11 protein-coding genes are annotated in these 13,889 nt (G+C 74.2%); 10 read left to right on the forward strand and 1 reads right to left on the reverse strand.

The window, feature by feature from the left end; translation table 11 throughout:
* Positions 1-44 precede the first annotated feature (44 nt).
* Together argS and FQ330_RS10095 are read left to right on the forward strand one after the other, a co-directional pair.
* Entirely contained in the window at positions 45-1,703 is a 1,659-nt protein-coding gene (argS, locus tag FQ330_RS10090) for an arginine--tRNA ligase (protein WP_146357243.1), read from the forward strand.
* A 253-nt stretch (positions 1,704-1,956) separates the two neighbouring features.
* Positions 1,957-3,180, forward strand: a complete 1,224-nt coding sequence (locus tag FQ330_RS10095; protein ID WP_146357245.1) for an IS256 family transposase — start codon at positions 1,957-1,959, stop codon at positions 3,178-3,180.
* Positions 3,181-3,529: 349 nt separating this feature from the next.
* Here the strand turns inward: FQ330_RS10095 and FQ330_RS10100 are convergent, their stop codons facing one another.
* Positions 3,530-4,204: a DNA-3-methyladenine glycosylase gene (locus FQ330_RS10100; protein WP_146357247.1), complete on the reverse strand. Its 675-nt coding sequence runs from the start codon at positions 4,202-4,204 to the stop codon at positions 3,530-3,532.
* 256 nt (positions 4,205-4,460) lie between these two features.
* On the opposite strand from FQ330_RS10100, the gene lysA reads away from it, so the two are divergent.
* The 8 genes from lysA to FQ330_RS10140 all read left to right on the forward strand — a co-directional run bounded on the left by lysA (position 4,461) and on the right by FQ330_RS10140 (position 13,872).
* Positions 4,461-5,876, forward strand: coding sequence for a diaminopimelate decarboxylase (lysA, locus tag FQ330_RS10105; RefSeq protein WP_146357249.1), 1,416 nt, complete (start codon positions 4,461-4,463; stop codon positions 5,874-5,876).
* Positions 5,873-7,165, forward strand: a complete 1,293-nt coding sequence (locus FQ330_RS10110) for a homoserine dehydrogenase (RefSeq protein ID WP_128188982.1) — start codon at positions 5,873-5,875, stop codon at positions 7,163-7,165. Before lysA ends, FQ330_RS10110 begins: the two co-directional genes overlap by 4 nt.
* Positions 7,166-7,176: 11 nt before the next feature.
* Positions 7,177-8,262, forward strand: a complete 1,086-nt coding sequence (thrC, locus tag FQ330_RS10115; protein WP_128188981.1) for a threonine synthase — start codon at positions 7,177-7,179, stop codon at positions 8,260-8,262.
* Entirely contained in the window at positions 8,259-9,233 is a 975-nt protein-coding gene (gene thrB / locus FQ330_RS10120) for a homoserine kinase (protein ID WP_146357251.1), read from the forward strand. Before thrC ends, thrB begins: the two co-directional genes overlap by 4 nt.
* A gap of 140 nt (positions 9,234-9,373) precedes the next feature.
* Complete coding sequence (rho, locus tag FQ330_RS10125) at positions 9,374-11,506, forward strand: transcription termination factor Rho (protein ID WP_146357253.1); 2,133 nt, start codon at positions 9,374-9,376, stop codon at positions 11,504-11,506.
* Between the two features lies 1 nt (position 11,507).
* Positions 11,508-12,587 carry a peptide chain release factor 1 gene (gene prfA / locus FQ330_RS10130; RefSeq protein WP_128188978.1) on the forward strand — a complete coding sequence of 360 codons (1,080 nt, stop codon included), beginning with the start codon at positions 11,508-11,510 and terminating at the stop codon, positions 12,585-12,587.
* Between the two features lie 41 nt (positions 12,588-12,628).
* Positions 12,629-13,351, forward strand: coding sequence for an MFS transporter (locus tag FQ330_RS10135; RefSeq protein WP_146357255.1), 723 nt, complete (start codon positions 12,629-12,631; stop codon positions 13,349-13,351).
* The gene (locus FQ330_RS10140; protein WP_146357257.1) at positions 13,348-13,872 is read left to right on the forward strand and encodes an MFS transporter; all 525 of its coding nucleotides are present in this window, start codon (positions 13,348-13,350) and stop codon (positions 13,870-13,872) included. The genes FQ330_RS10135 and FQ330_RS10140 overlap by 4 nt, the downstream gene beginning before the upstream one ends.
* The last annotated feature ends 17 nt before the right edge of the window (positions 13,873-13,889 follow it).

A 13,889-nucleotide genomic window follows, 5' to 3' on the forward strand; every position in this document is an offset into this window, starting at 1 on the left:
GCCCGCGACCGGGCGCGGGCGGCGCGCGGACTACGATCGAGGCCATGCAGCCTTCTGAGATCTCCGCCATCGTGCACGCCGCCGTCCGCTCCGCGGTCGCGCGACGAGTGGCCGAGGTGGAGGTCGGCGCGGGCGACATCGTGCTCGAGCGGCCCCGCAACCGCGACCACGGCGACTGGGCGACGAACGCCGCGATGCGCTTCGCGAAGAAGGCCGGCGTCGCGCCGCGCGAGCTCGCCGAGGAGGTCGCCGCCGAGCTGGCCGCGGTCGATGGCATCGAGCGCGCCGACGTCGCCGGTCCCGGCTTCATCAACCTGACGCTCGCGGCCGGCGCGGCGGGCGAGCTGGCCCGCACAATCGTGGAGGCGGGCGACGCGTACGGCTCCGGCGAGACCCTCGCGGGCGTGCGCATCAACCTCGAGTTCGTCTCGGCCAACCCGACCGGGCCCATCCACATGGGCGGCACCCGCTGGGCCGCCGTCGGCGACAGCCTGGGCCGGGTGCTCGAGAAGCAGGGCGCGCTCGTCACCCGCGAGTACTACTTCAACGACCACGGCGCGCAGATCGACCGCTTCGCGAAGAGCCTCATCGCGGCCTTCCGCGGCGAGCCGACCCCCGAGGACGGCTACGGCGGCGCCTACATCGCTGAGATCGCCAAGCGCGTCGACGACTCGTACGACGGCGACCTGCTCGACCTCGACGACCAGACGCTGCAGGAGACGTTCCGCGAGCGCGGCGTCGCGCTCATGTTCGCCGAGATCAAGCGCGACCTGCACGAGTTCGGCGTCGACTTCGACGTCTACTTCCACGAGCACCAGGTGCAGTCCGACGGCTCGGTGCAGCGCGCGATCGACGTGCTGCGCGAGCGCGGCCACGTCTTCGAGGAGGACGGCGCGCTCTGGCTGCGCACCACCGACTTCGGCGACGACAAGGATCGCGTGATCGTGCGCTCCAACGGCGCCCCCGCCTACTTCTCCGGCGATCTCGGCTACTACCAGAACAAGCGCGAGCGCGGCTTCGAGCAGAACATCATCATGCTCGGCGCCGACCACCACGGCTACGTCGGCCGCATGATGGCGATGTGCGCCGCCTTCGGCGACACCCCGCACCAGCACCTCGAGATCCTCATCGGCCAGATGGTCAACCTCATGCGCGAGGGTGTGCCGGTGCGCATGTCGAAGCGCGCGGGCACGATCGTGACGATGGAGGACCTCGTCGACGCGGTGGGCGTCGACGCGGCCCGCTACGCGCTCGTGCGCTCGAGCGCCGACACGCCCCTCGACATCGACCTCGAGCTGCTCACGCAGCGCACGAACGACAACCCCGTCTACTACGTGCAGTACGCGCACGCCCGCATGTCGGCCGTCGCGCGGAACGCGGTCGCGGCCGGCGTCGACCGCAGCGAGTTCGACCCGTCGCTGCTGACGCACGAGTCGGAGTCGGCGCTGCTCGGCGCCCTCGCCGACTTCCCGCGCGTGCTCGCGCAGGCCGCCGAGCTGCGCGAGCCGCACCGCGTCGCGCGCTTCGCCGAGGAGCTCGCGGGGCTGTACCACCGCTGGTACGACGCGTGCCGCGTCGCGCCGCAGGGCGACGAGGAGGTCACGGCGCTGCACCGCACGCGCCTGTGGCTGAACGACGCGACCGGTCAGGTGCTGCGCACGGCGCTGTCGACGGTCGGCGTGGGCGCGCCGGAGCGGATGTAGCAGAGCCGGCCCCCGCCGGTCGAGCCGAGCGGCGGCCGGAGGCCGCTGCGCGAGTCGAGACCAGGTGTCGCAGCGTGCGCCGGAGTGGTCTCGACTCGGTCCGCGCGCTGCGCGCACGGACCGGCTCGACCGGTGACGTCCCCTGGGGTGGTGTAGTTCTCGGTGCTGAGTGTCACGTCGTTGACGTGGTGAGCCATCGTGCGATGGTCAGTGAGAACCGACTAAAGCTACTCACAGAAGGACACAACGCACGATGGCTCTTGACCAGTCTGCCCTCCTCGAGCTCCTCGGGGAGCTGAAACTCACCGATGTCACCGATCGGATCCGGTCCGCGACCGAGACGCTCTACCAGGAGCTGATCGATGCGGAGGCGGCCGCGTTCATCGGCGCGGCCCCGTTCGAGCGCAGCCCGGACCGGGTGGCGCAGCGCAACGGCGCCCGCCCGCGCACGCTCACGACGACGGCGGGCGAGCTCGACCTGCGGATCCCGAAGCTGCGGCAGGGATCGTTCTTCCCGTCGCTGCTGGAGCGGCGCCGCCGCGTCGACCAGGCGCTGTTCGCGGTGGTGATGGAGGCGTACGTGCACGGCGTCTCCACCCGCAAGGTCGACGATCTCGTCAAGGCGCTCGGCGCCGACACCGGCATCTCCAAGTCCGAGGTGTCTCGCATCTGCGCCAACCTCGACGAGGACGTCGCCGCGTTCCGCGACCGGCCGCTGGCCGGGCAGGCGTACCCGTACGTGTTCCTCGACGCCACCTACTGCAAGGCGCGGGTGGGCCGCCGGGTGGTGTCGCAGGCGATCGTGGTCGCCGTCGGCGTGGCCGCGGACGGGCGCCGCGAGATCCTCGGCTTCGAGGTCGGCGAGACCGAGTCGCAGCCGTTCTGGACCACGTTCCTGCGGTCGTTGAAGGCGCGCGGGCTCGGCGGCGTGCAGCTGGTCATCTCCGACGCCCACACCGGCCTGATCGCGGCGATCGAGGCCGTGTTCGCCGGCGCCTCCTGGCAGCGCTGCCGCGTTCACTTCATGCGCAACGTGCTCTCGAACGTGCCGAAGACGGCCGGGCCGATGGTCGCCTCGATCATCCGCACGATCTTCGCCCAGCCGGACGCCGAGCACGTGCTGGGCCAGTTCGGAGAGGTCGCCGCGATGCTCACCCGCTCCCACCCGAAGATCGCCGCGATGCTCGACGACGCCCGCGACGACCTGCTCGCGTTCAGGCAGTTCCCGGTCGCGCACTGGCGACAGATCTGGTCCACGAACCCGCTCGAGCGCGTCAACAAGGAGATCAAGCGCCGCACCGACGTGGTCGGCACCTTCCCCAACCCCGCCGCGCTGCTGCGCCTGGCAGGCCACGTCCTCATCGAGCAGCACGACGAATGGGACGGCGCCGACCGCCGCTACTTCAGCGAACGCTCCATGGCACTGCTGACCGCCGAACACGAGGAGGTAGCCATCCCCGAACTCGCCGCCGCATAATGAACCAACTGACCCGCACGGTGTCGACAAACTCCACCACTCAGCGGGACGTCACCGGCTCGACCAGCGGAGTGGCGGCGACGGAGTGGTCTCGACTCGGTCCGCGCGCTGCGCGCACGGACCGGCTCGACCAGCGGAGTGGCGGGCGCCGGAGTGGTCTCGACTCGGTCCGCGCGCTGCGCGCACGGACCGGCTCGACCAGCGGAGTGGCGGCGACGGGGTGGTCTCGACTCGGGCCGCGCGCTGCGCGCACGGACCGGCTCGACCAGCGGAGTGGCGGCGCCGGAGTGGTCTCGACTCGGGCCGCGCGCTTCGCGCACGGACCGGCTCGACCAGCGGGGCGGCGGCGTCAGGCGCGACGCGTGCGCGGCGCTGCCGCGCGGTAGGCCGAGACGCTCGGCTCGCCCGGGATCCAGAAGCGCCACGGGAAGGCGGATGCGTCGCCGCCGGGACCGCTGACGCCCACGCGCGGGCCCGTGCGGAAGGCGGGCGGGGCGTCGGCGGGGGTGAACGACCAGGCGGCGGTCATCCCAGCACGGGCCTCCGGCCCTGCTGGTTGCGCGGGGGAGTCGTCGGCGAACGCCGCGCCGTCGTCGGCGAGCGTCGCACCGAGTGCCTGGGCCACGTTGCCCGGTCCGCGCGCGAGCTCGCCCGCGATGCGCGTCGCGCGGCGCACGTGCCGCCGTTCGGCCGCGAGCTCGGCGCCCTCGACGACCTCGCCGGCGCGCACGAGCACGCCCCAGCCGGAGCCCGCGGGGCCCGCGACGATGTTCACCGCGTGGTGCATGCCGTAGGTGAAGTAGCAGTACACGTGTCCGCCGGGGCCGAACATCGTGGCGTTCCTGGCCGTCTTCCCCCGGAACGTGTGGGCGCCCGGGTCGTCGCTGCCGCGGTAGGCCTCCACCTCGGTGAGGCGCAGCGCGACGGCGCCCGACGCATCCGCCCGCCGCAGCACGCCGCCGAGCAGCAGCGGCGCGAGCTCGACGGGGTCGCGCTCGAACCAGGCTGCATCGGGGGAGGGCACGCCAGCACGCTACCCGCCGGTCACCGGTCGAGGATGCGTCGCGGAACGAGGACGGCGCGTCCTCGGCTCGTGGGCGCAACCACGATCCGTCCTCGAACCGTGCCACCCGGCGCGCGCCGCACGAGCGCGCCCGCGTCACGCGGCGTCACGACCGCGCCGGAGCGCGCACGCGCGTTCCGTAGGATGGAGGGCAGCGCCACAAGCGCAGACGCCGCCTGCTCGTCAGGCCCACAGCAACCACCCGGACGGAGTCCCCGTGCCGCATCCGCTCGCCCCGCAGCTGCCCGACGCAGCCGACGCCGACGCCCTCGTCGAGGGGGTGTGGCCCGCCTCCGCCGAGCGCGTCGACGGCGCCCTGCACGTCGGCGGCGCCGACGTGCGCGCGATCGCGGCCGAGCACGGCACCCCGTTCCTGCTGGTCGACGAGGCCGTCGTGCGCGACCGGGCCCGGCGCATCCGCCTCGCGTTCGAAGCCGCGTTCGGCGACGCGCGCGTCGACGTCTACTACGCCGGCAAGGCGCTGCTCACCGCCGACGTGGCGCGGTGGATGCGCGAGGAGGGCCTCGTGCTCGACGTGGCCACCGGCGGCGAGCTCGCCGTCGCGCTGCGCGCGGGCGTCGAGCCGGCGGCCATCGGGTTCCACGGCAACAACAAGAGCGAGGCCGAGATCGCGGCGGGCGTCGAGGCGGGCGTGGGCACCTTCGTGCTCGACTCGCCCATCGAGGCCGAGCGCGTCGCCGCGGCCGCCGAGCGCGCGGGCCGCGTGCAGCGGGTGCGGCTGCGCATCTCGGTGGGCGTGCACGCGTCGACGCACGAGTTCCTCGCCACGAGCCATGAGGACCAGAAGTTCGGCGTGCCGCTCGACGAGGCGCCGGCGCTCGTCGCGCGCATCCGCGAGCTGCCGGGCCTCGAGCTCGTCGGCCTCCACACGCACATCGGCTCGCAGATCTTCGACGCCGACGGCTTCGCCGAGTCGGCCCGCCGCATGCTCGCCCTGCACGCGAGCCTCGGCGCCGACGGCCAGCTGCCCGAGCTCAACCTCGGCGGCGGGTTCGGCATCGCCTACACCGCCGCCGACAGCCCCGAGCCGATCGAGGCGATCGCCGCCGGGCTCGCCGACGCGGTGCGCACCGCCGCCGACGAGCTCGGCATCCCGGTGCCCCGCATCGCGATCGAGCCCGGCCGCTGGATCGTCGGCCCGGCGGGCATCTCCGTCTACACCGTCGGCACCGTGAAGCCCGTGCGCCTCGGCGAGGGCACGCGCACGTACGTCTCGGTCGACGGAGGCATGGGCGACAACCCGCGCCCCGCGCTCTACGGCGCGCAGTACTCGGCCCGGATCGCCTCCCGCTCGAGCGACGCCGAGCCGGCGCTCGTGCGGGTCGCCGGACGCCACTGCGAGTCGGGCGACATCGTCGTCGACGCCGAGTGGCTGCCCGGCGACGTCGCCCCCGGCGACCTGCTCGCCGTCGCCGCGACCGGCGCCTACTGCCACTCGCTCGCCTCCAACTACAACCTCGCGCCGCGCCCGCCCGTGCTCGCCGTGCGCGACGGGGAGGTGCGCGCGCTCGTGCGGCGCGAGTCGATCGACGACCTGCTCGCCCGCGACGCGGGCCTCGAGCGCCCCGCCGGACGCCACGCATCCGCCACCACCGACGACGGAGCCGCATGAACTCGTACCGCAGCCTCCGCATCGCGCTGCTCGGCGCCGGCAGCGTCGGCGCGCAGGTCGCGCGCATCCTGCTCGAGCACGGCGACGAGCTCGCCGCCCGCGTCGGCGCGCCGCTCGAGCTCGTCGGCATCGGCGTGCGCGACGTCGACGCGAAGCGCGACGTCGAGCTGCCGCGCGAGCTGCTCACGACCGACCTCGCGACGCTCGTCGCGGGCGCCGACGTCGTCGTCGAGCTGCTCGGCGGCATCGAGCCGGCGCGCACCCTGCTGCTCGACGCGCTCGCGGCCGGCGCCGACGTCGTCACCGCCAACAAGGCCCTCGTCGCCGCGCACGGCCCGGAGCTCTTCCAGGCGGCCGAGACCGTCGGGGCGCAGGTCGCCTACGAGGCGGCCGTCGGCGGCGCCATCCCCATCATCCGGCCGCTCGAGCAGTCGCTCGCCGGCGACCGCGTGCTGCGCGTGATGGGCATCGTCAACGGCACCACCAACTTCATCCTCGACCGCATGCACACCGAGGGCTCCACGCTCGAGGACGCGCTCGCGACCGCGACGGCGCTCGGCTACGCCGAGGCCGACCCGACCGCCGACATCGAGGGCTACGACGCCGCCTCGAAGGCGACGATCCTCGCCTCCCTCGCCTTCCACACCGAGGTGCCCGCCGCGTGCGTGCACCGCGAGGGCATCACCGGGGTGACGGATGCGATGGTGCAGCAGGCGGAGCGCACGGGCCGGGTGCTCAAGCTCGTCGCCATCTGCGAGCGCCTCGAGGGCGACGCGGGCGACCGCGTCTCGGCCCGCGTGCATCCCGTCTCGCTGCCGTCGACGCATCCGCTCGCCGCCGTGCACGAGGCGAAGAACGCGATCTTCGTCACCGCCGAGGCCGCGGGCGACCTCATGTTCTACGGCGCGGGCGCCGGCGGCCCCGAGACGGCGTCGGCGGTGCTCGGCGACCTCGTCTCGATCGCGCGCCGGCACGTGCTCGGCGGCCCGGGCGGCCCGGCGTCGACGCACGCCGATCTGGCGATCGCGCCCTTCGACGAGGTGCTCGCGCGGCACGAGCTCGGGCTCACCGTCGCCGACCGGCCGGGCGTGCTCGCCGCGGTCGCGGGCCTCTTCGCCGAGCACGACGTCTCGGTCGAGTCGGTGCGGCAGGATCCGGGCGACGGCTCGGCGTCGCTCGTGCTCGGCACCCACACCGCGACCGAGGGCCGCATCGCGGCCGTGCTCGAGGCGCTCGCGGCGCACACCGACGTGGAGCGGATCGACAGCGTGATCCGGCTCATCGACTAGGAGGCATCAAGATGGCGAAGCAGGGTTCACGCAACCAGTGGCGAGGCGTGCTGCACGAGTGGGCCGACGTGCTCGGCGTGACGGATGCGTCGACGGTCGTCACGCTCGGCGAGGGCGGCACGCCGCTCATCGAGTCGAAGGCGCTGTCGGCCATGACCGACGCGCGCGTGCTCGTGAAGTTCGAGGGGCTGAACCCGACCGGCTCGTTCAAGGACCGCGGCATGACCGTCGCCGTCTCGCGCGCCGTCGAGCGCGGCGCGAAGGCGATCGCGTGCGCGTCGACCGGCAACACCTCGGCCGCCGCGGCGGCCTACGCGGCGGCGGCCGGCATCCAGGCGATCGTGCTGGTGCCCGAGGGCAGGATCTCGATGGGCAAGCTCGCGCAGTCGGTCGTGCACGGCGCGCGCATCGTGCAGATCCGCGGCAACTTCGACGACTGCCTCGAGATCTCGAAGGAGCTCGCCGACCGCTATCCGGTGCACCTGGTGAACTCGGTGAACGACGACCGCATCGAGGGCCAGAAGACCGCGGCGCTCGAGATCGTCGACGTGCTGGGCGACGCCCCCGACATCCACTGCATCCCGGTCGGCAACGCCGGCAACATCACGAGCTACTGGCGCGGCTACTCGCTCGCCGAGACGACGGGCATGGCCACGAAGCGGCCCCGGATGCTCGGGTTCCAGGCGGCGGGCGCGGCCCCCATCGTGCGCGGCGAGGTCGTGCGCGAGCCCGACACGGTCGCCACGGCCATCCGGATCGGCAACCCCGCCTCGTGGCAGCAGGCGATCGACGCGCGCGACGAGTCGGGCGGCTTCATCGGCGCCATCGACGACGCGGCGATCCTGCGCGCGCAGCGGCTCCTCGCCTCGTCGACCGGCGTCTTCGTCGAGCCGGCCTCGGCCATCTCGGTCGCGGGCCTGCTCGAGCGGCACTCGGCCGGCGAGATCCCGGCCGGCTCGACCATCGCGCTCACCGTCACCGGCCACGGCCTGAAGGACGCCGCCTACGGGCTGCGGCTCGACGACGGCTCCGAGGCCCGGCCGGAGTCGGCCGATGCCGACACCGCGCAGGTCGCCCAGATGCTGGGTCTGGCATGACGGCGGCCGAGCCCGGGGCCCGGGTGCCGGTCGGCCGCAGCGTGCGCGTGCGCGTGGCGGCGACGAGCGCCAACCTCGGCCCGGGCTTCGACACGCTCGGGCTCGCGCTCAACGTGCACGACGAGCTCGAGGTGACCGCGACCGAGGCCGGCGTGCGCGTCGACGTCACGGGCGTCGGCGCCGACGGCGAGCACGGCGTGCCCACCGACGAGACGAACCTCGTCGCCCGCTCGCTGCTGCACGTGCTCGACCGCGTCGGCGTCGAGGCGCCGGGGCTGCGCATCACCGCGACCAACGCCATTCCGCACGGCCGCGGCATGGGCTCCTCCGGCGCCGCGATCGTCTCCGGCGTGCTCGCCGCGAAGGGCCTCCTCGAGGGCGTCGTCGACGTCACCGACGAGGATGTGCTGCGCTGGGCCACCGAGCTCGAGGGCCACCCCGACAACGTCGCGCCCGCCATCTTCGGCGGCCTCACCATCGCGTGGGTCGACGAGACCGGCCCCCGGCACAAGCAGCTCGCCGTGCACCGCGGCGTCTCGCTGCTCGTCGCCGTGCCCGAGGCGACGATGTCGACGTCGCTCGCCCGCAGCCTGCAGCCCGACGCGGTGCCGCACGCCGACGCCGTCTTCAACCTCTCGCGCTCGGCGCTGCTCGTCGCCGCGCTCACGCAGAGCCCCGAGCTGCTCTTCGACGCCACCGAGGACCGCCTCCACCAGGCCTACCGGGCGAGCGCGATGCCCGAGACGAGCGCGCTCGTGCGCGAGCTGCGCGCCGCGGGCCACGCGGCCGTCGTGTCGGGCGCGGGGCCCTCGGTGCTCGTGCTCGCGAGCGACCCGGCGGCCCGCCTCGAGGCGGCCAGGATCGTCGAGGAGCGGCCCGGCGGCGCGGCCGGCGGGTGGCACGCGCGCCTGCTCGCCGTCGACATCCGCGGTGGTACAGTGGAGCCCATCCCCAGCAGCGCCGTGGCCTAGCCCGGCGGGGGAGCATCTGACTCCTCTCTCCGCAATCTGATGCGCCCGACGACCGCTCCACGGCCGTGAGCGCAGCGGGAGACATGGTCCCACGCCCGCGAGCATCGCGCGCGGGCCGACATTGAAGGAGCGCTCGCGCAATGACCAGCGAGACCATCGACAGCATCCCCGCGACCGACGACGGCGCGACCGCCCCCGCCGCAGAGGCCCCCAAGCGCCGCTCGCGCCGCGCGACCTCCACGTCGGTCGCCGCCAAGGCCGAGGCCGCCGCCGAGGCGCCGGCCGAGCAGCCCGCGCCGCAGGCGACCGCCGAGGCCCCCGCCGAGCAGGCGACGGCCGACGCGCCCGCCGAGCAGGCGACCGCCGCCGCGCCGAAGCGCCGCGCCTCGACCCGCCGCACGAAGGCGCAGCAGGCCGAGGACGCCGCCGCCGAGCAGCCGCAGGCCGAGGCCGCCGAGGCCCAGCCGGTCCAGGCGGCGCAGCCCGCCGCCGACGAGGCGCCCGCCGCCGCGGAGGGCGACGACGCCCCCGCCAAGGCCGAGCGCCCCGCGCGCACCCGCGCGAGCCGCTCGCGCTCGAAGGCGAAGGACGCCGGCGCCGACGAGACGACGGCTGCGCCCGAGGGCGCCGCCGACCAGCCCGCCGCCGAGTCCGCCGAGCGCGGCTCGGCCGACGACGCCGGCCGTGCCGGCGAGTCCGGTGCCGGCGAGCCCCGTGCCGACGAGTCCCGTGCAGACGACGCGCGCCAGGACGACCGCCAGCGGGCCGACGTGCGCCAGGCCGACGACGCATCCGGCACCGACGCCGAGGGCGACGACCAGCAGCAGCGCGAGGGCACCTCGCGCCGCCGTCGCAGCCGCGGCAAGGGCGGCCAGAACGGCCAGCAGGCCGACGAGCAGCAGCAGGACGACGAGGACGGCTCGCGCCGCCGTCGCGGCCGCGGCCAGAACGACCGCCAGGGCGACCGCGAGCAGGGCGGCCGCGCGCAGGGCGACCGCGACCGCGACCAGGGCGGCCAGCGCGCGCAGCAGCAGGCCGACGCCGACGGCTCGCGCCGCGGGCGCGGCCGCGAGCGCACCCGCGGGCGCAGCGGCCAGGACGCCGAGCTCGAGATCCACGAGGACGACGTGCTGCTGCCCGTCGCCGGCATCGTCGACCTGCTCGACAACTACGCGTTCGTGCGCACCTCCGGCTACCTGCCCGGCCAGAACGACGTCTACGTCTCGCTCGCCCAGGTCAAGAAGCACGGGCTGCGCAAGGGCGACGCCGTCGTCGGCGCCATCAAGCAGCCTCGCGAGGGCGAGCAGCAGTCGGGCCGCCAGAAGTTCAACGCGCTCGTGCGCGTCGACTCGGTGAACGGCCAGACGGTCGAGGAGTCGCTGAACCGCGTCGAGTTCTCGAAGCTCACGCCGCTCTACCCCCAGGAGCGCCTGCGCCTGGAGACGACGCCCAACAAGCTCTCGACGCGCGTGATCGACCTCGTGGCGCCGATCGGCAAGGGCCAGCGCGGCCTCATCGTCTCGCCGCCCAAGGCCGGCAAGACCCTCGTGATGCAGGCCATCGCCAACGCGATCGCCGAGAACAACCCCGAGGTGCACCTGATGATCGTGCTCGTCGACGAGCGCCCCGAGGAGGTCACCGACTTCCAGCGCACCGTCAAGGGCGAGGTCATCGCGTCGACCTTCGACCGGCCCGCCGAGGACCACACGATCGTCGCCGAGCTCGCGATCGAGCGCGCCAAGCGCCTCGTCGAGCTCGGGCACGACGTCGTCGTGCTGCTCGACGGCATCACCCGCCTCGGCCGCGCCTACAACCTGTCGGCGCCGGCCTCCGGCCGCATCCTCTCCGGCGGCGTCGACTCGAGCGCGCTCTACCCGCCGAAGAAGTTCTTCGGCGCCGCGCGCAACATCGAGCACGGCGGCTCGCTCACGATCCTCGCGACCGCGCTCGTCGAGACGGGCTCGAAGATGGACGAGGTGATCTTCGAGGAGTTCAAGGGCACCGGCAACATGGAGCTCCGCCTCTCGCGCCAGATGGCCGACAAGCGCATCTTCCCCGCCGTCGACGTCAACGCATCCGGCACCCGCCGCGAGGAGATGCTCATGGGCGTCGAGGAGACGAAGGTCATGTGGAAGCTCCGCAGGGCACTCGCCGGCCTCGAGACCCAGCAGGCGCTCGAGCTCGTGCTCAAGCAGCTCAAGGAGACGCAGTCGAACGTCGAGTTCCTGATGAAGGTCTCGAAGTCGGTGCCCGGCCAGCACGACAAGGACTGACGTGTTCGAGTCGGTCTCGGGCCTCATCGCCGAGCACGCCGACCTCGAGCTGCAGCTCGCCGACCCGGCGCTGCACGCCGATGCGGGCCGTGCGCGCCGGGTGAACCGGCGCTACGCCGAACTCAGCCAGATCAAGGCCGCGCACGAGCGCTGGGTGCAGTCGACCGACGACCTCGCCGCCGCGCGCGAGCTCGCCCGCGAGGACGAGGCGTTCGCCGAGGAGGTGCCCTCGCTCGAGGAGGCGGCGCACCAGGCCGAGGAGCGCCTGCGGCGCCTGCTGATCCCGCGCGACCCCGACGACGGGCGCGACGTGATCATGGAGGTCAAGGGCGGCGAGGGCGGCGAGGAGTCGGCGCTGTTCGCGGCCGACCTCGTGCGCATGTACACGCACTACGCCACGAGCCGCGGCTGGAAGGTCGAGATGCTCGAGTCGACGCCGTCCGACATGGGCGGCTTCAAGGACGTGCAGATCGCCGTCAAGGGCTCGTCGAGCGACCCGTCGGAGGGCGTCTGGGCGTCGCTCAAGTACGAGGGCGGCGTGCACCGCGTGCAGCGGGTGCCCGCGACCGAGACGCAGGGGCGCATCCACACCTCCACCACCGGCGTGCTCGTCTTCCCCGAGGTCGACGAGCCCGAGGAGGTGCAGATCGATCAGAACGACCTGAAGATCGACGTCTTCCGCTCCTCCGGCCCCGGCGGCCAGTCGGTCAACACCACCGACTCCGCCGTGCGCATCACGCACCTGCCGACCGGCATCACCGTCTCGATGCAGAACGAGAAGAGCCAGCTGCAGAACCGCGAGGCGGGCATGCGCGTGCTGCGCGCCCGGCTGCTCGCGCGGCAGCAGGAGGAGCTCGACGCGGCGGCGTCGGATGCGCGCAGGTCGCAGATCCGCGGCATGGACCGGTCGGAGCGCATCCGCACCTACAACTTCCCCGAGAACCGCATCGCCGACCACCGCACGGGCTTCAAGGCGTACAACCTCGACAGCGTGCTCGACGGCGCGCTGCAGCCGGTGATCGACTCGTGCATCCAGGCCGACGAGGAGGCGCGGCTCGCGGCTCTCGGCGGCGACGCCTGAGCCCGGCGTGAGCGCGGGACCGGGGCGGATGCGTCCCGGTCGTGCGCGGGCCGCCCGCCGCCCGCGAGCGGATGGGCGGCGCGTTCTGGCGCTTCTGGAGCGTCGAGGTCGCGACCGAGACGGGTCTCGGGCTCGCGGTGATCGCGCTGCAGACGATGGTCGTGCTCGACCTCGGCGGGGGAGCGACCGAGGTCGGCTGGCTGTCGTCGGCGCGGTTCCTGCCCTACGTGGTGCTCGGGCTGCTCGTCGGGGCGCTCGTCGAGGGGATGCGCCGGCGCACCGTGATGCTCGTGAGCGACGTCGTGCGCGCGCTCGTGCTCGGCGGCCTCGCGGCGGTGTGGCTCGCGGGCGGCGGAGCGCTGTGGGTGCTGCTGCTGGCGGCGGTGCTGCTCGGCGCGGCGAGCCTCGTGAACGACGCCGCGTCGCAGGCGTTCGTGCCGCGGCTCGTCGACCGCGCCCGGCTGCTGCCGGCGCACCAGCGGCTCGACGCCGGCTCGAACGCGGCGCAGTCGGCGGGGCCTGCCGTCTCGGGCGCGGTGATCGCGTGGCTCGGCGCTCCGGTGTCGCTGCTGGCGGCCGCCGCCGCGCACCTCGTGTCGGCGGCGTGCTCGCGACGCTCCCGGTCGACGAGCCCGCGCCGCGGCGATCCGCCGGCCTCGGGCGCGCGATCGTCGGCGGGCTGCGCTTCGTGCACCGGCATCCGCGGCTCGGCCCCTTCGCGCGCTGGACGCACGCGTGGTTCCTCTGCAACGGCGCCGCGATGACGCTGCTCGTGCCTCTCGTGCTGCTCGAGCTCGACGCGGGGCCGGCGGGCCTCGGGCTCGCGCTCGGCGTGCTGGGCGCCGCGACGCTCGTCGGCACGGTTCTCGCGGGCGTCGTCGCGGCGCGCCTCGGCATGGCGCGCACGGTGATCCTCGAGCACGCGACGATGCCGATCGGGTGGGGCATGGTCGCGGCGGCCGCGCTGCTGCCGCTGCCGTCGGCCTCGCTCGCGGTCGGGCTCGTGCTCGCCGGGCTGACGGTGACGGGCGTCGCGATGGGGCTCGCGAACCCGAGCGAGATGGCGCTCCGCCAGCGCGCGACGCCCGACCGGATGCAGTCGCGGATGAACGCGACGATGCGCACGGTCAACCGCGCCATGATCGTCGTCGCGGCGCCGCTCGGCGGCCTGCTGGGCGACGCGATCGGCATCGGGCCCGCGCTCGTCGCGGTCTGCGCCGGCTTCGCGATGACCGCGATCGGCATGGCGGCGTCGCCGCTCGCTCGCGGCCGCACCGCCGCGTAGCCGTCGGGCGCGGAAGG

Origin of the sequence: Agrococcus sediminis (assembly GCF_007923295.1) — a bacterium.
Classification (GTDB): Bacteria; Actinomycetota; Actinomycetes; order Actinomycetales; family Microbacteriaceae; genus Agrococcus; species Agrococcus sediminis.

What these genes read in the sequence shown, in the direction of transcription:
- FQ330_RS10095 (WP_146357245.1), top strand. Translation starts at nt 1,957, where the DNA reads ATGGCTCTTGACCAGTCTGCCCTCCTCGAGCTCCTCGGGGAGCTGAAA.
- thrC (WP_128188981.1), top strand. Translation starts at nt 7,177, where the DNA reads ATGGCGAAGCAGGGTTCACGCAACCAGTGGCGAGGCGTGCTGCACGAG.
- rho (WP_146357253.1), top strand. Translation starts at nt 9,374, where the DNA reads ATGACCAGCGAGACCATCGACAGCATCCCCGCGACCGACGACGGCGCG.
- FQ330_RS10140 (WP_146357257.1), top strand. Translation starts at nt 13,348, where the DNA reads ATGACGCTGCTCGTGCCTCTCGTGCTGCTCGAGCTCGACGCGGGGCCG.
- FQ330_RS10110 (WP_128188982.1), top strand. Translation starts at nt 5,873, where the DNA reads ATGAACTCGTACCGCAGCCTCCGCATCGCGCTGCTCGGCGCCGGCAGC.
- argS (WP_146357243.1), top strand. Translation starts at nt 45, where the DNA reads ATGCAGCCTTCTGAGATCTCCGCCATCGTGCACGCCGCCGTCCGCTCC.
- thrB (WP_146357251.1), top strand. Translation starts at nt 8,259, where the DNA reads ATGACGGCGGCCGAGCCCGGGGCCCGGGTGCCGGTCGGCCGCAGCGTG.